Raw genomic sequence first — 23,372 nt, forward strand, 5'->3', positions numbered from 1 at the left:
ACGGACTCCTCGGCAGCACCCGCGACCTCACCCGCCAGGCCGGCACCCACATCCGCCAGCACCACCACGCCCCCCGCCTCATCAACCTCTGAGGTTTCGACGCAGAGCCCGCCTCGGCCCCGGCGCCAGGCGGCCTGCCTCCCGCGGGGCTGCTCGCGGTGCCGCGGTGCCGGTGCCGCGGCACCGCCGGTGCATCGGTGACCGGGGGAGCGGCCGGTGGCCTCGGCCCGCCGGGTCCGGTAGCGGAACCGGCCCGGTCCCGGGGCAGGGACCGGGCCGGAGCGCCGGCGAGCCGTCAGATCAGCTCTTCTGCGCCTTGGCGGTGAGCCGCGCGACAATGGACGCGAAGTCGTCGGTCTGGAACGACTGCTCCTCGGCGTTCGTGGCGTAGTCGAGGGTGGCGAGCACGGCACGTTCCAGATGAATGTTGAGCAGCCGCTTGGTGCTTTCCACGGCCTGCCGCGGAAGTTCGGCGATGCGCTTGGCGCAGGCTATCGCCTCGGAAAGCGGGTCGGCGGCGACATGGTTGGCCAGGCCCATCTCCACGGCGCGCTCCGCGGAGATCCGCGCACTGGTGAGCGCGTACTCCTTGGCCCAGTGCAGGCTGGTGTGCAGCGGCCAGGTGAGCGGGCCGCCGTCAGCCGCCACCAGACCGACCTGGATGTGCGGGTCGGAGAGGAACGCCTTCTCGCCGATGTACACGATGTCGCTGAGGGCGACCAGGCTGCACCCGAGCCCGACAGCGGGGCCGTTCACCGCCGCGACCACCGGCACCCGGCAACGCACCATGTTGAGGACGATCTCCCGGCCGTGCGCGATCGACTGCGCCCGCAGCTCCGGGTCGTTGAGCAGCACGTTCAGGTACTCGAAGTCGCCGCCCGCGGAGAACGCCCTGCCGTTGCCGGTCAGCACCACGGCGCGCACCTCGCGGTCGTCGTTGAGCCGCGGCCAGAGCTTCGCCAGCCCGTTGTGCAGATCATGGTTGACGGCGTTCAGGTCGTCGGGTCGGTTCAGCGCGATGATCCGCAGCGGACCTTCGGCGCGGACCTCGATCTCCTCCGGCATGTCGTACACGTCATACGTCCAATCCGATGATCCGGGTAGCGATGTCGTCGGAGGGCCGGCCCCGGTGCATGGCCCCCGGCGATCCGGGACCGCATCTTCTCGTCCTCAACCTCTGCAAACTACATTCTCGCTGAAGGTGAATCAACTTCTGTCGTCGAGAATGTCGTCGGCGGAACTGCTCAGGGCTTGACTCGGGGGCTTGGATGTGTACACCTACACCGTGTCCCAGGTGATTTCGGATGTGAACGGCCCGATGAATGCGGATACACCACGCAATGCGCATTCGTGTCGCACTGTGTCGGGGGCGACCCGCGCCGCGCCGCACGGGCGCGGGCGGACCCGGACGCCCGGCATGCACAGAAAGTGGGGTCATATGTGCGGTGGGTTACTCCCCGTTGGGTATCTCGGTGAACTCGACCATCACACTCGTGGGTACGAAGCCAGCGTCACCCAGGTACTCAAGGAGGATGGCGGCCGGGCGGGGTGAGGTGAACGGAGCGGTGCCCGACCACGACGGGTCGATGGTGAGTGTCGCCCGCCCGTTCGCGTCGAGGGTCGCCTCGAACGAGGGAAGACCGAAGTTCTCCCGGTTGCGTATCTTGCCGGTCGGAGTTCCGGAGACGCCGGGAACAGCCTTCACCTGAACATCGACGGTGTACGACTCGGCGAAAACGACAGTCGAACCGGGGACCGACGCGATGATCTRCGCATTCGGGATGTCTGCCGCCATCGTGCGCCGGTCCGGCCGGTAGTTCTCGTCGCCACTGTAGTCAAGCGTCAGGGTGTGGTAGCCGGGGGCGAAAGCGATGTCGAGGTGCCCCATCGAATACGGCTCCATGTCGCTGTGACTGATGGCCACCTTCCCGAGGAGGGCGTTCCCCTCGTACACGTTGATGATGCCGGTGGGCCAGGGAGTGGAAAAGCCACCCACAACGACTACGCCGACATCGATCCCGCCTGCGCGCACGTGGCCCGAGGCCTGCACGGCCTTCCGCTCATCCGCCGTGGATGGCGACTGGCTCGGCGTCGGCGTCGTCGTCGTCGTCGTGGGTGCGGGGCCGGTAGCGGTCGGCGTGGCACTGCCAGTCGGGTGGGGTGTGAAGGGGGTCGTCGGGGTGGGCGAGGGCGCGGTGGTTACCGTCGACCCACCGCCACCCGGGCCGGAGGCTATCGGTTCACACCCTGACACGAGAAAGCCGCAGGTCACTGCCGTGGCGAGGGCGAGTGAAGCGGGTCCGCCGCGATTCCCACGGATAAGTCGCCGAAAGCCCATGCATACCTCCAGGGTCAGTGGGATATGCGCGGCGAGCGATCAGTATGCGGCCCGCAGGCCGGGCGCATCCCACAGCGGAGAACGTCTCCGACCAGTACGAGGAGCACAGGTTATCGATCGCCCGTTAACTACGAGCAGCGAGGTCGAACGCATTGTGTGGTCGTAGCCGGGCGCCTCGACGACCGGCGCGCTACCCCGCGCGGCGTGGCGCGAAAGGATCCCGCGAGGCGGCGAGTCAGCCCAGGTGGGCGAATTCGCGGCCCTGCTGGACGCGGGCCTCGACCTCCACCAGGAACGACGGCAGGTCGTCGGGCGGGTCGCCCATCTTGCCGTCGGCGTAGCGCCGGTAGACGCCGGCGAGGATCCCGGCGGCCCGCCAGGCGGTGAACGCCAGCCAGTAGTCGAGCTGCCCGACCGGCTGGCCGGAGCGTTCGGCGTAGCGGGCGGCCAGCTCGTCGGCGGAGGCGAACCCGTCGAGCGCGGAGGGCAGCTGCTCCCCGCCGGTCCGGGCATCCGTCGCCGACCAGGTACGCAGCAGGTAGGCGACGTCCGCGAGCGGGTCACCGAGCGTGCACAGCTCCCAGTCCAGGATCGCGTGCAGCTCCCCATCCGGGCCGAGCAGCGCGTTGCCGAGCCGGTAGTCGCCGTGCACGATGCGGGGCGCGGAGTCGGCGGGGCGGTTCGCGACCAGCCAGTCGTGCAGCTTTGTGATGCCGCCGAGGTCACCCAGCCCGCAGGCGTCCCACTGCGCCGACCAGCGGCGGAGCTGGCGGTCGAGGTAGCCCTCGCGGCGGGCCAGGGTGCCCAGGCCGACCGTGTCGATGTCGATTGCGTGCAGGGCGGCGAGCGCGTCGACCAGGGCGTACCCCGCCCGGCGGCGGGCCGCCGGTGACGGGAGGAGCTGGTCGGCGTCGGCCGCGTCGCGCACCACGAGGCCGTCGACGTGGCTCATCACGTAGAAGTGGGCGCCGGTGACCTCGGGGTCGTCGCACACTCCGAGCACGCGGGGAAGGGGGACGTCCGTGTCCGCGAGCGCGGCCATGATCCGGGCTTCGCGGGTGACGTCATGGGCGGTGGCCAGCAGCGCGCCGACCGGCGGCCGGCGCAGCACGAACCGGGTGCCGTCGGCGTCGGTCGCGATGTACGTCAGGCAGGAGTGGCCACCGGTGACACGGTCGTAACTCAGTGGTGGGACGGCGTCCGTGACGTGCTCGCCGAACCAGCGGTCCACCTCCTGAACCGCGATGCCGAGCGGAGCCGGCGCCGTTTCGTGGACGTCCATCTGCGACCTGCCTCCCGCGAGCCACCATGTGCCGGTCACGACACTGGACCGATGTGGTGCCTGCCGCTCCGACGGGGCGGCCCCGGGAATCCCGGAGCCGCCCCGCCGGTGGCGCGTCGGTGACTCAGGTGTTGCGGCCGCCGTTGACGCCGATCACCTGGCCGGTGATGTACCCGGCCTCCTCGGAGATGAGGAACGACGCGGCGTTGGCGATGTCCTCGGGCCGGCCGGGGCGCCGCACGGGGGTGAGGTCGGCGTGGTGGTCGACGGTGCCGCCGAGCAGGCCACGCTCCTCGGACGCCCGCAGCATCGGGGTGTCGACGAAGCCCGGCGGGATCGTGTTGACCGTGATCCCCTTGGGCCCGAGCTCCAGTGCGAGCGACTTGGTGAAGCCGACCAGACCTGCCTTGGTCGACACGTAGTGCGTCATGTACTGCTGCCCGGACTGGGCGCTGGACGACGAGATGTTGACGATGCGCCCCCAGCCCGCCTCGATCATGTCCGGCACGGCGGCCTGGCTGCAGTAGAACGGCCCACTGAGGTTCACCGCGACGATCCGGTCCCAGACCGGGTCGGTGATCTTCAGGAACTCCTTGAAGCCGGTGATCCCCGCGTTGTTGACGAGCACGAGGATGGGGCCGTAGGTGCTGCGCACCTGGTCGAGCGTGGCGTTCACCGAGGCGCGGTCGGAGACGTCGACCTTGAAGGCGGTGGCCTCGTGCCCCTTCTGCCGGGCCTCCTCGGCGACGTTCTTCGCCGCCTCCTCGTTGAGGTCGAGGACGGCGGTGGCGAACCCGTCCTCGGCGAGCCGCAGGCTGATCGCGCGCCCGATGCCCGATCCACCTCCGGTGACGACTGCCGTGCGCCGTTCGGTCACTGTCCCGAACCTCCCTGTGGTAGCTGCGTCGCTGGTGATCGGTCGGCGATGTGAGAGCGCACGAACCACCAGGTGGTTCCCACGCTCTCACATCTCGCGAACAGAGTTACGCGACCGCCTCTTCACCGGCCAGCGATGCGCGGTGCATCAGCCGGGACGACGACGGTCCGTAGGGCAGGGCCCGGTGCAGCATCCCGGTGTTGTCCCAGATCACGAGATCGCCCTGGGTCCACCGGTGCCGGAGGACGAACTGCGGCTGGGTCGCCCAGTCCAGCAGACGGTCGAGCAGCGCCCGCCCCTCGTCCGCGGGCAGGCCGACGACCCCGCCCGCCGTCGATCCGACGAGCAGCGACCGCCGGCCGTTGCGGCGGGTCCACACCACCGGCTGCTCCCGGGTCGGGTTGCGGTCCCAGRCCGCCCGCTCCTCGGGTGAGGGGTCGGGGTTGGCCACGAGCTGGGAGGCGGCGAAGCTGTGCAGGGCCCGCACGCCCTCCAGCTGCGTCTTCTCCTCGTCGGACAGCGCTTCGTATGCGGCGTAGGTGTTGGCGAACTCGGTGTCACCCTCCGGATCGCCCGAGATCTTCCTGGCCGTGAGCAGCGTGGCCTTGTCCGGCACCTCGCCGGTGGTCCCGTCGATGTGCCAGTAGAACGTGGCCTCGCGGTACGCGGCCAGCTTGCTCTGCGACGCGTCGCGGGTGATCCGCTGGATTTCCTTGATCTTGTGGCCGCCCATGGGAAGCGGCAGGACGTTGCCCAGCAGCCGGCCGAAGGCGACGAGGCTCTCGTCGTCGATGTCGGCCTCCCGGAAGACGACGACGCCGCTCTCCTCCAGCGYCGCCAGGGCGTCCTCGGCGACGCCCTTGTCGAYGAGCTGGGTGCCCTTCAGCCCCGTGAACTCCGTACCGGTGTTCGGAGTGATCTTCCTGGTGGTGGTACCCATGGCACTTCGCCTTCTCAGAGAGCCGGTTCGACGGCGGTGTCGAAGAAAGCCGCGCCCGAGTCGGGGATCCGGGGCTGCTTGAAGATGTTCACCGGGTACGCCACCATGATCATGGAGGTCAGCAGGTGGTACAGCCGGGTGTCCTCGTCGGACAGGTCGTTCACGTCGCGCGTGTCGAGGTAGGCGATCGCCTCCTCGGCGAGCGGGGCGATCGCGTCGTAGAACTCCTGCAGCTCGTCGATGGTCTTCGACAGCCGCTTCTCGTAGCGCTCGACCCGGGTTGCCAGCGCCCAGTCCGCGACCCACGGCTCGAGGGCGCTGAAYGGCTCCGGCAGGGAGGTTTCCACGGTGGTGGTCATGAGTTCGGTTTCCTCTACTTCTCGCTGCCGGCCTGGTGCGCCGCGACGGCGTCCTGAACGACCTTGTRGAACTGGCGGATCATCAGTTCCATGTCGGACAGGTGGAAGGTCTGCAGCGCGCGGTTGTTGAGCTGCGACCAGGTGGCTTCCACCGTGTTYGTGTCCTGCATCGCGAACTCGATGGTGCTGTCGACGACGAGTTCCTGGGCCAGCCGCTCGGAGACGGTCTTCGGCTCGGGGAAGTAGATGTCGACCTCGTAGGCGTGGGTGCCCACCGTCTCCGGGATGTACTGGTACGTGATGTAGTACCCGCGGCCCCACAGCTGGATCGACAGGTTCGGGAACAGCCAGTACTGGTCGTTGCTCCAGGACTGGACCTGGCCCGGGTTGCGGTCCGGCGTCAGGTGGCCGACGTCCTCACGGATGTCGTCCGGGCCGAACAGTCCGGCGCGGAACAGCCGGTAGACCCAGTTCATGTCCCGCTTCGCGGGGCCGACCGAGCGCGTCTTCTTCTTCAGCAGAGGCGGGCCGGGCACCGAGGTGAGCATGTGCGGGGTGAACAGGTCGTAGTGGTACGAGTCCATCGGCGGGACGAGCTTCTCCGCCTCGGCGACGTTGGTGTTGAGGAACCGGCCGTGGACGTAGGCCGGGTGGTACCACTCCAGCAGCGCGTCGATACCGATCTTCCAGTTGCCCTTGACCTTCGTCCGGAAGGACCAGTGGTTGGTGAACTTCTCGAACGGCCAGCTCTCCAGCTCGGTGGCCAGCTTCTCGCCGAGGAACTGGCGCAGCGGCGGGGCGTCCTGGGAGAAGTTCACGAAGATGAAGCCGGCGAAGACCTCGCAGCGCAGCTGCGGCATGGCGAGCTCGTCGTCGGGGAGCGACTCGAAGAACTCGTCGCGCTTGGTCACGTAGGTGCACTTGCCGTCGAGGCCGTAACGCCAGCCGTGGTACTTGCAGGCGAACTGCCGGGCCGTGCCCTGGGTCTCCTGGGTCGGGTGCTCCTGCCAGACGACCTTGTTGCCGCGGTGCGCGCAGATGTTGTGCAGCGCGTACACCTCGCCGTCGGTGTGCCGGCTGATCACGATGGATCCGAGGCCCACGAACTCGCGGGTGAAGAAGGTGCCGTTGCGGGGCAGCTGCTCCACGCGGCCGACCTTCAGCCAGGTCCGCTTGAAGATCGCCTCGCGTTCGGCCTGGAAGAACTCCTCGGAGATCGAGTCCTCGTAGCTGACCGGACCGGTACCGAGGTTCGGATAGTCCGGCGTGTACTTGCCTCTGCCGGTCGCAAGTCGTTCCTGGATGGCCATCGGCCCCAACCCCTTTCGCAGAATGTGATTCGTTCACACCGCCGGCGGGATCTACCCGGCCCGGACGGTCCGGACGCCTGTCAGATCACCCCGTCGGCACGCAGCCGCGCGATCTCCTCCGGTGCCCGCTTGAGCAGGTCGCCAAGCACGTCGTCGGTGTGCGCGCCGAGCTCGGGCCCGAGCCAGCGGATCTCCCCCGGGGTGTCGGAGAGCGCGGGGATCACGTTGGGGACGGCCAGCGGGCCGATCCGGGAGTCCTCGACGGTGATCGTCTCCCGGTGCCGGTACTGCGGATCGTCGAAGATGTCGGCGATGGAGTACAGCTGCCCCGCCGGAACCTGGGCCGCCCGGCATCGGGCGAGCACCTCCTCACAGGGCAGCGAGCCGACCCATTCGCCGACCAGCGCGTTGACGAGGTCGCGGGCCGCGAGCCGGTTCGCCTTCGGGCCGAGCTGGTCGGCGTCCGCCAGCTCCGGGCGCTCCATGGCGCGGGTCAGCCGGGCGAACATGTCGTCGTTGGAGCAGGCGATCGCGACCCACCGGTCGTCCTTGGCCCGGTAATGACTGTGCGGGAGCACGTTGACGGTGTCGGCGCCCATCCGCTCCCGGACGAAGCCGAACTGCTGGTAGGCGGGCGCGATCTCGTCCAGTGCACGGAAGATCGTCTCGTACAGCGCGAGGTCGACCACCTGGCCGCGGCCGGTGCTCTCTCTGGCCCGCAGCGCCATCAGCACACCGATGACCCCGTAGAGGCCGGTCATGTAGTCCGCCAGCGAGGTGGAGCCGGGGGTGACCGGGGTACCGCCGGGCTCGCCGGCCAGGTAGGCCAGGCCGGAGAAGGCGTGCGCGATCCGCGCGAAGCCGGGGAGGTCGCGGTTCGGGCCCGACTGCCCGTACGCCGAGACCCGCAGCAGGATCGCGCGCGGGTTCAGCTCCTGGATCGCCTCGGGGCCCAGCCCCCAGCGCTCCAGGACACCCGGGCGGAAGTTCTCGATGACGACGTCGGCCGTCGTGATGAGCTCCCGCAGGAGCTCCAGGCCGCGCGGGTCGGCGAGGTTCAGCGTCACCGACCGCTTGTTACGGCTCTCGCTGAGCCAGACCAGGGTGTCCCCACAGTCCGTCTCGGTGCCGAAGCGGCGCAGGTTGTCGCCGGTGTCGGGGCGCTCGACCTTGATGATGTCGGCCCCGAACTCGCCCAGGACCGTGGCGCAGAACGGCCCGGCCAGGTAGGTGCCCAGGTCAAGAACTCTGACGCCCTGRAGTGCGTGCATGCTGTCAGCTCCCGGTTGGTCCGTGGTTCGACAGTGAGCCGATTCTCAGGCCGACCAGGGTGCCGACACCGGGCCCCTGGCGCCGCCRCTGGGGCACGGCGCCGGCGGGGTGCCGCCGGCATCTAACTCGAACCGGTGGTCGGCGTGCTGGTCTTGGGGCACGCTGAACCGTGTCTGCTCGATCATGAGCCTGTCCCTTCGGCGGGGCGGATGAGAACCACGATCTTCCTCACCGGAAACGACGCTACCACATATAGCAGGTCGTCCTATAGTCGGACGCGCATGTTATTCTCCGCCGGTGACGATCGAGCGACCCTTCCGCTTCGCTGTCCAGGCGACGAAGGCGAGGTCGGCGGCCGAGTGGCGCGACCTTGCCCGCCGCGTTGAGGGCCTGGGGTTCTCCACCCTCTTCCTCGCCGACCACTACCTGGGGCGTGGCCCCGCGCAGCGGGAGGCCCGATGGCCCTCGCAGCACCTCGCGCCGATCGCGGCCATGACCGCCGCGGCCGCCTTCACCACGACGCTGCGCGTCGGCTGCCGCGTCTTCTGCATCGACTACCACGAGCCCGCCGTCCTGGCGAAGGAGGCGGCGACGATCGACCTGCTCTCCGACGGGCGGCTGGAGTTCGGCATCGGCGCCGGCTGGAGCCAGGCCGAGTACCGGGCGATGGGGGTGTCCTTCGAGCCGGCCGGGCCGYGGATCCGCAAKCTCACCGAGGCGATCGCGCTGTTCAAGGCCCACTGGTCGGGGGAGCCCATCGACCAGAAGGGCGAGTTCATCAACGTCACCGGCTATTCGGGGCTGCCGCTGCCGGTGCAGAAGCCGCATCCGCCGATCATGATCGGCGGGGGCAAGCGGCGGGTGCTGTCCCTCGCCGGGCGCGAGGCCGACATCGCGAGCATCTCGACTCTCCACTTCGCCCCCGTGAACGAGGACGGCCTCACTCCCGTCGAGGAGGCGGAGCGCCGGACCGGGTACGTCCGGGAGGCCGCGGGTGACCGCTTCGCCCACCTCGACATCGAGAGCTCGCCGTTCTTCACCAAGGTCACCAAGGACGCCGAGGAGATCGAGGCGGCGGTCGGCGGCGTCGCGGCCACCATGCAGGTCGAGGCCGCAGGCCTGATGCGTCATCCGAACGTGCTGGTCGGGTCCGTGGAGGAGATCGTCGAGCGGCTCCAGGAACGGCGCGCGCAGTTCGGGGTGAAYTACATCAGCCTCCAGCAGTCGGAGATCGACAGCTTCGCCCCCGTCGTCGAACGCCTGGCGGGGCAGTGAGTACCGGCAGGCGACCCGGCCCCCGGGCCGCCTGCCGGCAACCCGGCCGGCCGGAGCTCAGCGGGCGACGTATCCGCCGTCGACCGGGATGGCCGTCCCCGTGATGAACGAGGCCTCGTCGCTGGCGAGGAACAGCGCCGCCGCCGCCAGCTCCTGCGGCCGGCCCCAGCGGCGCATCGGCTGGGGCAGGTTCTTGCCGGACGGCGGCTCGGAGTCATCGTCCGCGTTCGCCAGGCCCGTCCAGGTCATGCCCGGGCAGATCGCATTGATCCGTATACCGCTCTCGGCATAGTCCAGAGCGGCCGACTTGGTGAGCTGAATGACTCCGCCCTTCGCGGCAGAATACCCGGCCTTACCCTTCCAGCCGACCAGCCCCGCGGCCGACGCGGTGTTGATGACCGAACCGCCGCCGTGCCGCAGCATCGCCGCTATCCCGTACTTCATCCCAAGGAAGACACCCTTGAGGTTGACGGCGACCACCAGGTCGAAGGTCTCTTCCTCGATGTCTGCCAGGGGGTTGGGCGGCCCGCCGAAGCCGGCGTTGTTGAAGAGCACGTCGAGCCGCCCGAACTCGCGCTCGGCGGTTTCGATCATATTCTTCGCGTCTGCGGAGAGCGACACGTCGGCATGCACCGCGACCGCGCCGTCACCAATCGCGGCCGCGGTCTCCTTCTCGCGGCCGCTGATGTCGGCGCACACGACCTGGGCGCCCTCCCGACCGAACAAAAGGGCGGTGGCTCGGCCTATGCCGGAGCCGGCGCCGGTGACCACCGCGACCTTCCCATCCAGGCGTCGCGCGGGAAAAGAATCCGGAATCTGCTCGACCATGCAGGTCATACTACACATCGGTCGTCCGGGGTAAAAGCGTCCGGCGGCGGCCAGGATCGCGGCCAGCGTAGCCCGGATGACGAAGAACGAGAACCGTGCGAAAAAGGCCGCTGGGGCCGCGCGCGGATATTCTCCTGCGCTTTTCCGGCGGTGCCGCGGCAAGTCAGTGCGGGTCCGGTCGGTCAACCGACCGGCCGGACCCGCCTCGCGGACGTCTGCCGCAGGCTCAGGCGCCGGCCAGCGACGCCTTGTACAGGACGTTCGCGGCCAGCCGCATGTGCRCCGCGTCGACCAGGCGGCCGTCCCGCCCGATCGCCCCCACGCCCGCGGCCTCGGACGCCCGGTAGATCGCCACCGCCTCGTGGGCCTCGGCGACCTCCTGCTCCGTCGGCGCGAACACCTCGTTGGCGATCGGCACCTGGCCCGGATGGATCGCCCACTTGCCGTCGAATCCGAGCAGGCTCGCGTGGGTGGCCGAGCGGCGGTAGCCGTCGACGTCCTGGTAGGCCGGGTACGGCGCGTCGATCGCGTCGATGCCCGCGCCGCGTGCCGCGGCCAGCACCTGCACGCGTGCGAAGTGCCAGAAGTCGCCGGGGTACTCGCCGACCGGATCGAAGTTGCCGTCCACCCGGGCCTTCAGCGATGCGGAGAGGTCGCCGGCGCCGAAGATGATCGCCTCGAGGCGGTTGCTCGCCCGGGCGATCTCGGCGGCGTTGGACAGCCCCTCCGCCTCCTCGATGAGGACCTCCAGCGCGATCCGCCGGGTCAGCCCGAGCTTGTGCTCCAGCTGCGTGAGCAGCACGTCCACCCACCAGACGTCACGGGCAGACCGCGCCTTGGGCACGATCAGCACATCGACGGCCTCGCGGGCGCCCGTCACGATCTCGATGATGTCGTCGTGGCACCAGGGCGTGTCCAGCCCGTTGACGCGGACGGCGCGGACCGTCCGCCCCCAGTCGTGACCGGTCAGAGCGCGGACGGCGATGCCGCGCGCGGCCTCCTTGGCGGCGGGCGCGCAGGCGTCCTCCAGGTCGAGGAAAACCAGGTCGGCGCCCGACGAGGCGGCTTTCTCGCACATGCGCTCGCTGCTGGCCGGGGTTGCCAGTTCGGACCGGCGCGCGCGCGGGCCGGAGGAATTCGCTCCAGCCGCGGGACGGGTGGGCGGGGAATTATCGGGCGCGGCCGCTGCCAGGCCGGGAACGTCCACACTCTGTGCTGACACAACTGCCTCCCTGAGTCCTGCGCCGGCCGGGCAAATGGCCGGAGYCCGATACTTCTTCGGCGTGGGGCCGAGTCTTCCGAGAACGCGCCATGAAGCCGCGTGAATTTCTTCCCGTTGCCTGCTTGATCTCGCCGGAACCAGGCCGTCTGATCCGGCGAGAACGGTTCCCCGGGGCGTGCTCAGCCGTGCGGCACCGCGCCGCGCTCCGAATTTCGACGGGGGTTCCCGAGGACGGCCGCCGATGCCGGCCCGGCGGGCCGAGGAATACCACCCCACCCTGGTTGTATCGGGCGCGGGACCTCTCGCCGGGAGATGGCTGAACGGTGGACCCCCGGCGGGGAATCCGCGGCGGGCGCGCGCCGGCCGCGACGGGATTTCGCCGGGGCGGCCAGCCCTGGGGGTGATTTCTCCGTGCGATCTTGGGCCCGGTGCCGGACCGGGCGGCCGGCGGAGGTCAGGGTGACGCCCGCCCACGGGCGCACGGCCGAATATGCTCCCAGTGGATCACTTTCCCTCGGCGCGGTAGCGGGCTGTGGATTCGGTTGTTCGATTTAGATGCCAACGTTAGTGTTGTCGCATGACAACCGCAACTGTCGGCGGCCCCGGGGCACGGTCCGCTGCCGCCGCGCCGGCGGTGGTCTGCGGCGGCTCCGGCTTGTGAGCCTGCCTGCCGGCGGCGGAGCGTCGGCCTGATCGCGGCTTGCCGGCTTGCCGGCTGGCTGGCCGGCTGGTGGTGGTCGTCGCGGGTCGGTGGCGAGCGGCAGCCGCGCGCGGGATCGTCTCCCTGTCTGAGCGTGTTGCACATATTTGACTGATCACTACCGCGGGCCGTGTCCGGAGGGACTCATGCAGCAGCAAGAACATCTGTTCATCGGGGGCGAATGGGTCGCGCCGAGCGGCACGGCCACGATCGAGGTCGTCTCGCCGCACAGCGAACAGGTCATCGCCCGCATCGCCGCGGCCGGCAGGGAGGACGTCGACCGGGCTGTGGCGGCGGCGCGGCAGGCCTTCGACGAAGGCCCCTGGCCGCGCCTCGACCCGGCCGAGCGCGCCGAGGTCATCCGTCGCCTGGCCGCGCTGATCAAGCCGCGCCGCAAGGAGCTCGCCGAACTGATCACCGCCGAGATGGGCGCGCCGATCTCGTTCGCGAAGCTGTCACACGTCACGCTGCCGATGTTGATGATGGGCGCCTTCGCGGACATCGCCGTCAACCTCCCCTGGGAGGAGCCGCGGAAGGGCTTCTACGGCCAGGACATCCTCCTGCGCAAGGAGCCCATCGGGGTCGTCGCCGCCATCGTCCCGTGGAACATGCCGCTGTTCCTGACCGTCGGGAAGCTGGTACCGGCGCTGCTCGCCGGCTGCTCGGTGATCCTCAAGCCGTCGCCGGAGACGCCGCTCGACGCCTACGCGCTGGCGGATCTCCTCGGTGAGGCCGGGCTGCCGCCGGGTGTCGTCAGCGTGCTGCCCGGCGACCGGGACCTCGGGGAGTACCTCGTCGCGCACCCGGGCGTCGACAAGGTCTCGTTCACCGGGTCCACCGCGGCCGGGCGGCTGGTGGCGGCCTCCTGCGGATCGAACCTCAAGCGGGTCAGCCTGGAGCTCGGCGGCAAGTCCGCCGCCGTGGTGCTCGACGACGCAGACCCGGCCGCGGTCGCCGCCGGTGTGGAGATCGCCGGCCTGATGAACAGCGGGCAGGCCTGTGTGGCCCAGACCCGGATCCTCGTTCCCCGCTCGCGCTACGACGAGTACCTGGACGCGCTGGTGGCGATGGTCGAGTCGCTTCCGGTCGGCGACCCGACCGACCCGGCGACGAAGGTCGGCCCGCTGGTCGCCCGCCGGCAGCAGGAGCGGGTGCGGAGCTACATCGAGGTGGGCCAGAAGGAGGGCGCGCGGCTGGTCACCGGCGGTAGCGACCTGCCGGCCGGAGTGGAGAGCGGCTGGTACGTGCGCCCGACGGTCTTCGCGGACGTCGACAGCAGCATGCGCATCGCCCAGGAGGAGATCTTCGGGCCGGTGCTGACGGTACTGCCGTACAGCGACGACGCCGAGGCCGTCCGGGTCGCCGATGACACCGAGTACGGCCTGTCCGGATCGGTGTGGACGTCGGACGTCGAGCGGGGCCTCGCCATCGCCCGCCGGGTCCGCAGCGGGACCTTCGGCGTCAACCAGGCGTACAGCATGGATCCGAACGCGCCGTTCGGTGGGGTGAAGGCCAGTGGCATCGGGCGTGAGCTGGGCCGCGAGGGCATCGAGAGCTACCTTGACGTGAAGTCGATCTCGGTGGCGCCGGCGTCCTGACCGGCGGCCGGCGCACGGCTGGGACCCGCCTGCCTCGGGGCCGCTGTAGGGCCCCCGGGCAGGCGCTGGTCCCAGGGTGGTGACGCGCCGCATGTCGAGGCGCGGGGTGCAGACGTGCCGCGTGACCGGTCGCGGCGACGTCACAGCACGGTTTCACAGCGCGGTTGCCGCGCCAGCCCGGGTGGGCGGCGCTGCCGCACTGCGGACTGCGTACTGCGGGGTACTGCGACTGCGGCTACTGCGGAGTGCCACGGCCCACTGGCCGCGGGCCTGCCGCAGTCAGGAGGCGGGTGCGGACGAGGTGTCGACGGCAACCCAACGGCGGGCGTGCGAGGAGGCGGCGCCGAGGTCCTGGAGCCGGCGCAGACCGGCGGTGACTTCGGCGGGGGGCAGACCCAGGTCCAGCGCGAGGACTCGTGCGCGCACCGGCTGGTCGGCCCGGGCGAGGGCGTCGCGGACGGCGAGGACGGTGCGGTCGGCGCGGGTCAGCTTGTCCCGGTACCTGCGTTGAGGCTGGCGCGGGACGTCCCCGGTTAACCTGCTCTTCGCCTGGAGGGAGCCCGTGGGAGAGGTCACAGAATGCATTGCATCACCTTTCTCGATTTCGCTTAACTCCAACAATGCCTAGTTTCGCGGCGGTCGTCATGGTGAGGTTCGCCGCGTCACGCTAAGTGTTTGCGACAATACAGCTTGCCCATTGGTGTGTTCGGGTAACGCCACGATCTCTTCGCTGCCGCAGCGCCTGTGTGACCGGGGCAACGCCGGCTGGCCCACCCGTAGGTGCTGGGTGGCCCGGGCGCCGCGGGGCCTTCGCCCCGGCCGGCGCCGGCAAGCCGCCGTGATCGGCGGAATGCCCCGGACAGGCCGCATGCCACTGCCGGCGCCCGTCGAACGGCCCGGGTTTTCCTTGTCTATTGGCTCTCATTCTACGAAGAATTTCCTGAAGGCCGGAACATGTCGCGGGCGTCCTGATAGCGACAGCGACGTCGGTAAGAGGCGCCCGGTGCGGACCCGGTCGCGGCCCCCGTCGGCATGGGCCCGGCCGGCCCGGTGGCCGCGCCGGTGCCGCGTTCCCCGCCACCCCCACCGGCCGCGGCGCGGGACGCCGATGGGCCGGTGGCTGCCGGTGTGGACGGCTGGGCATGGTGCCTCCTCTCGGTCGGTGATGGTCGACGGTCGTCCTACCGGAGTTGCTCAGTGGTGGAACGACGCGCGGCTCCCGTCGCCCGGYCACCTCCCGGCCTGCCGGTCGGTCAGTCGGCAGACGACCCGCCGCAGATCGTCCAGGAGCAGATGCGCGAGATCGCGGCTGAATTCCGCCCGGACAACGATCCGCAGCACGGCGAGATCCGTCAGGGCGGGTGGGAAGTGATAGGCCGGAACCAGCCAGCCGCGGGTGCGCAGCGCCTCCGAGACGTCGAAGACGCTGAAGTCCGTCCCGTCCCTCATCGTGAACGCGAACGCCGGGATCCCGGAGCCGTCCGAGATCAGCTCGAAGGGCCCGAGTTTCGAGATCTCGTCGGCCAGCCATCGCGCATTGTCACGGCACGTGCGGGCGGCGAGCTGGTAGCCCGCGCGACCGAGCCGCAGCAGCGAGTAGTACTGGGCGACGACCTGTGCTCCGGGCCGGGAGAAGTTGAGGGCGAAGGTCGGCATCGTGCCGCCGAGATAGTCGACGTCGAACACCAGATCGGCCGGGAGGTGCCCGGTGTCCCGCCACACCACCCAGCCGACGCTCGGGTACACCAGCCCGTACTTGTGCCCGGAGGCGTTGATGGAGACCACGCGGTCGAGTCGGAAGTCCCAACGCAGGGCCGGGTCGCAGAACGGGGCGATGAAGCCTCCGGAAGCGGCGTCGACGTGCACGGGGACGTCGGGCCCGCCCGTCGCGGCCAGCTGGTCGAGCGCGGAGGCGATCTGCTCGACCGGTTCGTAGGTCCCGTCGAAGGTCGACCCCAGGACGGCGACGACGCCGATCGTGTTCTCGTCGCAGTGAGCGACCGCCTCCCCCGGGKTCAGGTGGGTCCGCCCGGGGGCGAGCGGGACCAGGCGCGGCTCGACGTCCCAGTAGCGGGCGAACTTCTCCCAGCAGACCTGGACGTTCGCCCCCATGACGATGTTCGGCTGCTGCTCGGTGTGCGGTGACCGGGCGGCACGGTCCCGCCACCGGCGCAGGAGGGCGAGACCGGCCAGCATGCAGGCCTCGGACGAGCCGGTCGTCGAGCACCCGATCGTGTTCGCGGCGTCCGGGGCGTTCCACAGGTCCGCGAGCATGTTCACGCACCGGGACTCCAGCTCGGCGGTCTGCGGGTACTCGTCCTTGTCGATCATGTTCTTCGCGGCGCACTCGGCCATCAGCCTGTCCGCGTGCTCGTCCATCCAGGTGGTCACGAACGTCGCCAGGTTCAGCCGGGCGTTCCCGTCCAGCATCAGCTCGTCGTGCACGATCTGGTAGGCGGCCTCCGACGAAATCGACGAACGCGGTATCCGGTACCGGGGCACCGAGGTGTCCTCGTCCAGGGCCGACAGGTGTGGGCGCACCGCGACGTTCTGGTCGCCACGCTCGCCGCGAACCCGGCCATGCAGGGCCATGGGTGGTTCCTCCTCCCGGCTGGCTCCGGTGTCGCTCTGAGTCTGCGACTTGGCAAGCGATCACGCCAGGTGACGTACCGGGTGTGGAGGGTGTCGCCGGGTGGCACTCTGTCGCCCGTGTCAGGTCGGCGAGGCCCGTCAGCGGCCCCCGGTCAACGACCGTCAGGGGCGGTCGGCGGGTGCCGGTCGGGCCGGTGCCGTCGGTCGGGCGCCGGTCAGAGTGCGTCGGTCAGAGAGCGTCGGTCAGCGGCCGTCCCGGCTGCCCAGACGCCAGTCCTGAGGCGCCGGCGGGCGACGCCTCGGTGGACGAGCCCGTTGCCAGGCGCTCGACGAGGAGCAGCGCGAGATCGTCGTGCAGGTTGCCGCCGACGTGCCCGGTAAGCGCGCTGGTCAGCTGGTCGAGCGCGACGTCCGGGGACACCCCCCGCAGCAGGTCCACGTGCCGCTCGAGCTGGAAGAAGGCCCGGTCACCGTCACGGGCCTCGATCAGCCCGTCGGTGAACAGCAGCAGGCGGTCACCGACGTCCCAGCCCGCGGTGGTCGTGGCGAAGCGGTCACCGAGGCCCAGCGGTGGGGAGAACGGGCAGGTCAGCGCGGCTGTGCTCGTGGCCCCGACGAGCAGCGGAGGGTGGTGGCCGGCGGAGCACAGGCTGAGCCGGCCGTCTGGGTGGATGTCGACCAGAAGGGCGGTCACGAAGTCCTCCGGGTCCGCCTCGCGGCTGACCGAACGCGCGCACGCCGCCGCGACCTGCTCCTGATCGAGCCAGGTGGACGCGGCCTCGCGGAAGGCGCCGAGCACCACGGTCGCCAGACGCACGGCGGGCAGCCCCTTGCCGCGGACGTCACCGATGATGACGCGGATCGTGTGCTGGGTCGCGACGACCTCGTAGAGGTCGCCGCCGACCGAGGCCTCCCGGGCGGCGGAGAGGTAGCGCGCGGCGAACCCGGCGCCGTGCAGCCGGCCGGGGATCTCCGGGAGCAGGGCCCGCTGGGCGACCTCGGCCACGGCGCGGACCTGCCGCAGCTCCGAGGTCCGCCTCGTCCGGTGGACCGCGATGTACACCGCCACCGTCGCCTGCGCCGCGACAAGCACGCACGCGGCGATGTGCTGGCCGTTGCCGAACCGGTGGTCCCACAGGCCCGAGGTGACCGCCACGACCTCGCCGAACAGCCCCACGCCCAGGGTCACCCCCACCGGGCAGGCGACTGCCGCCACCAGTGCCCCGAGGCCGAAGTAGCCGGCCGTGGACAGCGTGGTGGACACACCCACCACGATCGCGGCGGCGAGGACCAGCAGGCCGGCGGCCAGCGGCTCCCAGAAGCCTCGAACCCGGTCAACCACGGTGGTGAGCATGTGCCATTGTCCCGAGAGAAACGCTTTTGTCAGCGGGGGACCGTCACATCGGCCGCGCGGCGGACGCCTCGAGACGTCCTGGGTAACGGGTGTACCACTTTTCGACGTCCTCCAGCTCGGCGGCGAGAGAGATCAGTGTCCCTTCGTAGCCGGCCGGGCCCATCAGCTGTGCACCCACCGGCAGTCCCGCCGGCGTGAGCCCCGCGGGGACGTTCACCGACGGCCAGCCGAGCACGTTCCACGGCCAGGTGTACGGGCAGGCGGCGACGATCGCCTGGTCGGTCTCCCAGTTCGTCGGCCGGTTCAGCTCCCCGACCCGCGGCGGCGGCACGGCCGTCGACGGCGCGAGCAGGATGTCCACCTTCCGGAACAGGCGTCCGATGCCGGCCCGCGCCACCGCCTCCACCGCCCGGCTCGGGCGGAGCAGCGGCCGCAGCGCCCGGCCGGTACGGGCGTTCGCCAGCGTCCGCGGGTCGAGCAGGCCGGGATCGGGCACGCGGCGGGACCAGTCCCGGATGCCGTCCATCGACCGGGGGAGGAACAGCAGCCCGAGCAGGCCGTAGGACGGGTCGGCGGGCACCACCTCATGGCCCAGCCGCGCCAGTACCTCGGCGAGGCGCTCCACCGCGGCGCGGACGGCGGGATCGAGGGCTGCAGGCATCCCGCTGTAGGGGATCCGCAGCGACAGGCCGATCCGAAGCCGTGGCGGCGGCCGTTCCGCCGCCCGGGCGAACGGCTCCACCGGCGGCGACGGGCGGTCCCGGTCCACCGGGAGGCTGCCGCTCAGCAGATCCAGCAGCAGCGCGCCGTCCGCGACGGTGCGGGTGAGCGGCCCGAACGTCGTGAGCCCGTTGAACTGCTCGGGAACCGGCGCGCTCGAGATCCGCCCGCGCTGGGGCTTGATGCCGACAAGATGGGTCCAGGCGGCGGGAATGCGGACCGATCCGGCACCGTCCGAGCCGATCGCGGCGGGCACCAGCCCGGCGGCGACCGCCGCCGCCGCGCCGCCGGACGAGCCGCCCGGAGAGTAGTCGAGGTTCCACGGATTGCGGGTGGCGCCGAACGCCGGACCCTCGGTGAACGGCCACTGCCCGAACTCGGGAGTGTTCGTCTTCCCCACGATGACGGCGCCCGCGGCCCGCAGCCGGCGGACCATCTCACAGTCCTCGGTGGCGGGCGGAAAGTCGCCGGCGGCACCGAACGCGGTCGGCAGGCCGGCGATGTCCGTGTCATCCTTGATCGCCACCGGGACTCCCAGCAGCGGCAGCCGCTCCCCGGCGGCCAGCCGGCGGTCGGCCTCGTCGGCTTCGGCGAGCGCCTGATCGGTACGCAGGACCCGGAAGGCGTTGAGCGTCGTGGCGGTCGCCTGCGCGCGGTCGAGGCTGGCCGCGACGAGCTCGCGTGACCCGACCTCCCCCGAGGCCAGCCTGCCGGCGAGTTCCCGCAGGCCGGGCAGGCCGTCGAGCTGGTAGCCGTCCGTCCACACATCCGCGGTACCCGACATCAGCCACCTCCTGGACGCGACACGCGCGGCGGAGCCGTGGACAGCACGCTAGCCGACCCGGCCAGCCCGCTCGCCGGCCCGGCGGGACATGAGACGTACGCGGCAGATGTCGGCCGTCGAGCCGATGCGCACATCCGTGCACCCGGTGGCCTATGTGCCAGACCACGCCCTGATACGTGGACAGGTCGGTTATCCATGGCATGGGCGGGTATTCGGCCAACGGACGCGTGTGAGCAACCCCGGATTCGTCATCGGTTCACCGCACGCGAGACTCGCAGACCCGCCGAGGAGGACAACGAGATGACCGAGGGCATGAGCACCCGCCACACCGAGCCGACCGCATCGCCCCCCGCCTCCGCCCCAGCGCCCGATCTCGGGGGCCCGGCCGCTGCCGGAGCAGCCTCGGGCCCCGCGCGCCACGTCCCGCCGGTGGTGGACCCCGCCGCCCGCTCCGTTCCCACCGCGGCCGCGGCGGACGCCGCATCCGGCGGCTCCGCCGGGGCAGCCGGGGCAGCCGGGGCAGCCGGGGCAGCCGGGGCGGCGGACCGGGTCGCCCCGGTCGCCGGCGCGGCTTCCGGCGGCACCGCTGGCTCGGACGACAACGCCTCCGGCGACGACAACGCCTCCGGCGACGGCGCCGCCAACGCCGATCTTCGCGCCCGTTTCAACGAGGTGACCTCCGGGCTCGCCCCGCACGTGGCGGCCGCCACGGAGAAGACACGCGACGCCGCCGGGAAGGCCGCCGAGGTGGTCCGGGACAAGGTGATCCAGACCCCGGCCCTCGCGTCCGCGGCCGGGCGCACCGTCGAGGCCAAGGACCGTGCGGTCGGCACCGTCCGCGAGCAGCTCGACCAGCACCCACAGGTGGCGGCCGCCGCCGAGCGGACAGCGGCCACCGGTGGCAAGGCTGCCCGGTCGGCGGGCCAGCAGGCCCGGCGRCATCCGGGTGCGACCGGTGGCGCCGTGTTCGGTGCCGCGGCACTCCTCTTCCTCCGGCGGTTCACCCGGCGGCGGAAGGCCGCGCGCAACGCGTAGTAACGCGCGCAACGCGTAGTAACGCGCGTAGCGCGCAGTAACGCGGAGCAGCACGCCACGCGTCGTCACAAAAGGGCCAACAGGCACCTTGCAGGATGAAGTGTTTATAGGTGGACGACCCGGGGACAAAGCAACCAGTCGCTCGAAGTGAGCGAACATCTCGGTAAGGGAGAGCCACAGATGCTCACATTCATCGTCGTCATGGTCCTGCTCGGTCTGATTGCCGGCGCCGTCGCACGGCTGGTTCTCCCGGGCCCGGACCCGATCGGCATTCTCGGCACGATCGGTGTTGGAATCGTCGGCTCCTTCGTCGGTGGTTTCCTCGGCTATGTTCTCTTCGGCAAGGATCTGGGTGAGGGCGCTCTGCAGCCGTCCGGGGTCATCGGCTCGATCATCGGCGCGATCATCGTGCTCGCCGTGTGGCGCGCGATCAGCGGCCGTGGCGTCTCCCGGAACCACCACCACCGCAGCCACCGGTACGCCCGCCGGTAAGCGGCCGGCGGTCCCGATGTCCGGGACCCGCGGCTGACGGGCCCAGCAGGGCCGGAACAGGACGCAGGCCGCCGCCCCAGGTTTCTCCGGGGCGGCGGCCTTCTGCTGTGCCGGGGGCCCGTGTTCCGCGCGGCGGAGCTCCTGCTGCCCGTGGCGGGCAGGGTGCAGCACCAGCTCCGTGTCGGGACCCGACGCGGAGCTCGACGCCAGGCGCAGGGGCTCGTGGCTCGCGCCTTGCGGCGGCAAAGCCGGATTACTACCTTGTGTGTGGACTGTCGGGTCGGTGCGTCGTCGCGAAGGCGCGCCGACATTTGTCTGGATGTGCGATTTGTTGCTTGTCAGCAGATGTTCCATCCAGGTCTTGGGTCAAAATGTGTCGTCCACGAGTCATCCGTTTTACGGATTATGAGTTTCTGCTGAGGCATCCTGGAGGCATGYCGCTGTACCCGGTTGCCCCCTTGCCAGGCATCCACGTGCCGGCCGAGTCGTGCCCTGGTCCGCGCGGTACTCTTCGAGGCGCGGCCCGGCCCCGCGGTGTGGCGTACCGAATGCCGGAAAGTCGCGGGAGCGCCGGGTGTCCCCGGCAGCGTGCAGGTCGCTCCGGGATGGCGGGATCGCATGTCTGTCTCCTGCGGACCGGTATGTCGACATGCCAGCAGGAAAGGCCGGGAGGGGCGAGCCGTGAACGCGGTCAAGGTGAGGTCGGTAGGCGCGGAGGACCTCCCTGTGCTCAGCGACATCGACAAGAGGATCTTCGGTCCGCTGGCCTACCCCAGGTTCGTCCTTCGCCAGTACTTCGATGTCCATCAGCGGGAGATCCTGGTCGCGGAGGAGTCCGGCGAGCTCGTCGGTTATTCGATTGCGGTTCGTTGTGGCTCGGACGACGAGCGCGAACTCGCCCACTTCCTGGCGCTCGGGGTGGACACGTCGCACCGGCGCCAGGGGGTGGGGCGCCTGCTGGCAGAGGAGACCCTCGACAGCCTGCGCCTCCGAGGGGTGCGCCGGGTGCGCCTGGCGGTCGCGCCGCGCAACACGGTCGCGATTGCTCTTTACGAGTCGTTGGGCTTTACCCGGATCGGTGCCGAGGACGACTACTACGGCCCCGGCGAACCGCGGCTGCTGTTCGACCTGGCCTGGCCCCACACCGAACCCGCCGGCCCGCGCTCGTCGGGAGCCGCCGCCTACTGAGCGGAACTCGGGCAGTGCGGCCGCCAAGCCGCACGCCCGCTCTTCAGACGCCCGCTCTTCCGGTCCTTCCAGCCTCGCTGGCGCTTCCAGCCTTGCCAGCCCTTCCAGCCTTGCCAGCCCTTCCAGGCGCTTCCTGCCTCGGCCGCCGCCGTAGGACGCGCCCCCTCGCGGCGGTGACGGCCGCGTATCCGGCCTGCGGCCTCGCGCGCCCGCGTCGTGCCCTGACAGCGCGCCCACGCCCGGCCGCCTCCGTGCGCCCGGGCCCGGTGGCCGCGCGCACGCAGGGATTCTCCGCGCGTGGCCGGCCCCGCGATCCGTCGCCCCCAGCCGCCCGGCCCGACCGCGGCCCGGCCCGAGACAGTGACGCGCGCATTCAGTGGGAGCAGATGTGCACGTAAAACCGATGGAACCCGTGGGACCCGGCGAGCCGCGGATGGCGAACTCCGCGGGTGAATGGGACAGATTCGACCCCGACGCCTATTACGAGCTCAACTATTCCGCGCTGCGTGCGGATGACCGGCAGATTCTCGAGGGCGTCCGGGCCTACTTCGCCACCTTCGCCGCCGCGGCGGCGGCGGAGCGTCCGCTGAGCGGGCTGGATGTGGGGAGCGGCAGCAACCTCTACCCGACCCTGTCCATGCTGCCGTGGTGTGAGCAGATAACGCTGGTCGAGTTCGGTGCGAGCAACGTGGTCTGGCTGGAGAAGGAGATCAAGGCCTATGGCGCGACCTGGGACGAGTTCTGGGACGTCCTGTGCCAGGAGCCCGTCTACGGGGCGGTCGAGGACCCGCGGCGCCTGCTGGCGGAGCGGGCGACCGTCAGCCAGGGCAGTGTCTTCGAGCTGGACCGGGCCCGCTGGGACATCGGGACCATGTTCTTCGTCGCCTGCTCCATCTCGGAGAAGGAGGACGAGTTCCGTAGGGCGTCGGAGTGCTTCCTGAACGCGCTCGTGCCGGGCGCGCCGTTCGCCATGGCGTACATGGAGAAGTCGGAGGGCTACCGCGTCCGTGACGTTGCCTTCCCGGCCGTGTCGCTGGACATGACGCAGATCCAGGACAGCCTGGACGGGCTGGCCACGGACCTGAAGGTCAACCGCATCGTCGTGGCGGAGCTGCTGCGCGAGGGATACGAGGCCATGGTTCTCGTCTGCGGCCGCACCCGGCGTGAGCCGGTGCCGGGCGCACGGATACCGGACTGAGGGGCCCC

20 protein-coding genes are annotated in these 23,372 nt (G+C 70.6%); 6 read left to right on the top strand and 14 right to left on the bottom strand.

The genetic code is table 11. From position 1 onward, the window contains the following. Positions 1-300: 300 nt before the first annotated feature. The 8 genes from CC117_RS17010 to CC117_RS17045 form a co-directional block, all read right to left on the bottom strand. Complete coding sequence (locus tag CC117_RS17010) at positions 301-1,074, bottom strand: enoyl-CoA hydratase/isomerase family protein (protein WP_018637126.1); 774 nt, start codon at positions 1,072-1,074, stop codon at positions 301-303. A 376-nt stretch (positions 1,075-1,450) separates the two neighbouring features. After that, complete coding sequence (locus tag CC117_RS17015) at positions 1,451-1,996, bottom strand: hypothetical protein (RefSeq protein ID WP_131803085.1); 546 nt, start codon at positions 1,994-1,996, stop codon at positions 1,451-1,453. Between the two features lie 577 nt (positions 1,997-2,573). Beyond that, positions 2,574-3,620 (bottom strand): phosphotransferase family protein, encoded by a 1,047-nt coding sequence (locus CC117_RS17020; protein ID WP_071085317.1) that lies wholly within the window; start codon positions 3,618-3,620, stop codon positions 2,574-2,576. A gap of 124 nt (positions 3,621-3,744) precedes the next feature. Then, positions 3,745-4,497 carry an SDR family NAD(P)-dependent oxidoreductase gene (locus CC117_RS17025; RefSeq protein WP_071085319.1) on the bottom strand — a complete coding sequence of 251 codons (753 nt, stop codon included), beginning with the start codon at positions 4,495-4,497 and terminating at the stop codon, positions 3,745-3,747. A gap of 106 nt (positions 4,498-4,603) precedes the next feature. Then, positions 4,604-5,437 carry a TauD/TfdA dioxygenase family protein gene (locus CC117_RS17030; RefSeq protein ID WP_071085322.1) on the bottom strand — a complete coding sequence of 278 codons (834 nt, stop codon included), beginning with the start codon at positions 5,435-5,437 and terminating at the stop codon, positions 4,604-4,606. A gap of 14 nt (positions 5,438-5,451) precedes the next feature. Beyond that, positions 5,452-5,796, bottom strand: a complete 345-nt coding sequence (locus tag CC117_RS17035) for a hypothetical protein (protein ID WP_071085323.1) — start codon at positions 5,794-5,796, stop codon at positions 5,452-5,454. 14 nt (positions 5,797-5,810) lie between these two features. Then, on the bottom strand, positions 5,811-7,106 hold the full coding sequence (locus CC117_RS17040; protein WP_071085325.1) for an aromatic ring-hydroxylating oxygenase subunit alpha: 1,296 nt from the start codon (positions 7,104-7,106) through the stop codon (positions 5,811-5,813). An 80-nt stretch (positions 7,107-7,186) separates the two neighbouring features. Beyond that, positions 7,187-8,377 carry a CaiB/BaiF CoA transferase family protein gene (locus CC117_RS17045; RefSeq protein WP_071085327.1) on the bottom strand — a complete coding sequence of 397 codons (1,191 nt, stop codon included), beginning with the start codon at positions 8,375-8,377 and terminating at the stop codon, positions 7,187-7,189. A 298-nt stretch (positions 8,378-8,675) separates the two neighbouring features. On the opposite strand from CC117_RS17045, the gene CC117_RS17050 reads away from it, so the two are divergent. Next, positions 8,676-9,653 (top strand): TIGR03621 family F420-dependent LLM class oxidoreductase, encoded by a 978-nt coding sequence (locus CC117_RS17050; protein ID WP_071085329.1) that lies wholly within the window; start codon positions 8,676-8,678, stop codon positions 9,651-9,653. Between the two features lie 57 nt (positions 9,654-9,710). Here the strand turns inward: CC117_RS17050 and CC117_RS17055 are convergent, their stop codons facing one another. Together CC117_RS17055 and CC117_RS17060 are read right to left on the bottom strand one after the other, a co-directional pair. Further along, complete coding sequence (locus CC117_RS17055) at positions 9,711-10,481, bottom strand: SDR family NAD(P)-dependent oxidoreductase (protein WP_071085474.1); 771 nt, start codon at positions 10,479-10,481, stop codon at positions 9,711-9,713. A gap of 226 nt (positions 10,482-10,707) precedes the next feature. Beyond that, on the bottom strand, positions 10,708-11,586 hold the full coding sequence (locus tag CC117_RS17060) for an HpcH/HpaI aldolase/citrate lyase family protein (RefSeq protein WP_084132289.1): 879 nt from the start codon (positions 11,584-11,586) through the stop codon (positions 10,708-10,710). 963 nt (positions 11,587-12,549) lie between these two features. Here CC117_RS17060 and CC117_RS17065 point away from each other — a divergent pair. Next, positions 12,550-14,001 carry an aldehyde dehydrogenase gene (locus CC117_RS17065; protein ID WP_071085333.1) on the top strand — a complete coding sequence of 484 codons (1,452 nt, stop codon included), beginning with the start codon at positions 12,550-12,552 and terminating at the stop codon, positions 13,999-14,001. 279 nt (positions 14,002-14,280) lie between these two features. On the opposite strand, the gene CC117_RS34980 is transcribed toward CC117_RS17065, so the two are convergent. From CC117_RS34980 to CC117_RS17085, 4 genes are all read right to left on the bottom strand, one after another. Next, on the bottom strand, positions 14,281-14,586 hold the full coding sequence (locus tag CC117_RS34980) for a hypothetical protein (protein ID WP_116287822.1): 306 nt from the start codon (positions 14,584-14,586) through the stop codon (positions 14,281-14,283). A gap of 609 nt (positions 14,587-15,195) precedes the next feature. After that, entirely contained in the window at positions 15,196-16,593 is a 1,398-nt protein-coding gene (locus tag CC117_RS17075) for a glutamate decarboxylase (protein WP_071085337.1), read from the bottom strand. Positions 16,594-16,822: 229 nt separating this feature from the next. Next, on the bottom strand, positions 16,823-17,947 hold the full coding sequence (locus CC117_RS17080; protein WP_071085339.1) for a PP2C family protein-serine/threonine phosphatase: 1,125 nt from the start codon (positions 17,945-17,947) through the stop codon (positions 16,823-16,825). A gap of 43 nt (positions 17,948-17,990) precedes the next feature. Continuing rightward, on the bottom strand, positions 17,991-19,451 hold the full coding sequence (locus CC117_RS17085; RefSeq protein ID WP_071085342.1) for an amidase: 1,461 nt from the start codon (positions 19,449-19,451) through the stop codon (positions 17,991-17,993). 300 nt (positions 19,452-19,751) lie between these two features. On the opposite strand from CC117_RS17085, the gene CC117_RS34985 reads away from it, so the two are divergent. The 4 genes from CC117_RS34985 (at position 19,752) to CC117_RS17105 (ending at position 23,364) form a co-directional block, all read left to right on the top strand. After that, complete coding sequence (locus tag CC117_RS34985; protein ID WP_241830187.1) at positions 19,752-20,486, top strand: hypothetical protein; 735 nt, start codon at positions 19,752-19,754, stop codon at positions 20,484-20,486. 180 nt (positions 20,487-20,666) lie between these two features. Further along, on the top strand, positions 20,667-20,978 hold the full coding sequence (locus tag CC117_RS17095; protein WP_071085343.1) for a GlsB/YeaQ/YmgE family stress response membrane protein: 312 nt from the start codon (positions 20,667-20,669) through the stop codon (positions 20,976-20,978). A gap of 726 nt (positions 20,979-21,704) precedes the next feature. Continuing rightward, positions 21,705-22,166 (top strand): GNAT family N-acetyltransferase, encoded by a 462-nt coding sequence (locus CC117_RS17100; protein ID WP_018637104.1) that lies wholly within the window; start codon positions 21,705-21,707, stop codon positions 22,164-22,166. Between the two features lie 403 nt (positions 22,167-22,569). After that, entirely contained in the window at positions 22,570-23,364 is a 795-nt protein-coding gene (locus CC117_RS17105) for an SCO2525 family SAM-dependent methyltransferase (protein WP_241830188.1), read from the top strand. The last annotated feature ends 8 nt before the right edge of the window (positions 23,365-23,372 follow it).

The sequence above is a fragment of the Parafrankia colletiae genome, assembly GCF_001854655.1.
Lineage (GTDB): Bacteria > Actinomycetota > Actinomycetes > Frankiales > Frankiaceae > Parafrankia > Parafrankia colletiae.